The sequence below is a fragment of the Polaromonas sp. CT11-55 genome, assembly GCF_047303325.1.
Lineage (GTDB): Bacteria > Pseudomonadota > Gammaproteobacteria > Burkholderiales > Burkholderiaceae_C > Polaromonas.
In genome coordinates, this window is the sequence record NZ_JBKBEX010000088.1 from 1 (window position 1) to 242 (window position 242).

Annotated in this window: 1 pseudogene; it reads left to right on the top strand. The window is 63.2% G+C overall.

Annotation, left to right across the window (positions count from 1 at the left end):
* Positions 1 to 242: pseudogene (gene tuf / locus ACEN8I_RS24195) on the top strand (elongation factor Tu); the annotation flags it as partial.

Consider the following 242-nt stretch of genomic DNA (forward strand, 5'->3'; position numbering starts at 1 on the left):
TCGGCCAAGCTGGCCATGGAAGGCGACAAGGGCGAACTCGGCGAAGGCGCGATCTTCAAGCTCGCCGAAGCCCTGGATACCTACATCCCTCTGCCAGAGCGCGCAGTTGACGGCGCCTTCCTGATGCCCGTGGAAGACGTGTTCTCCATCTCCGGCCGCGGCACCGTCGTGACCGGCCGTGTCGAGCGCGGTGTGATCAAGGTCGGCGAGGAAATCGAGATCGTCGGTATCAAGGATACGCA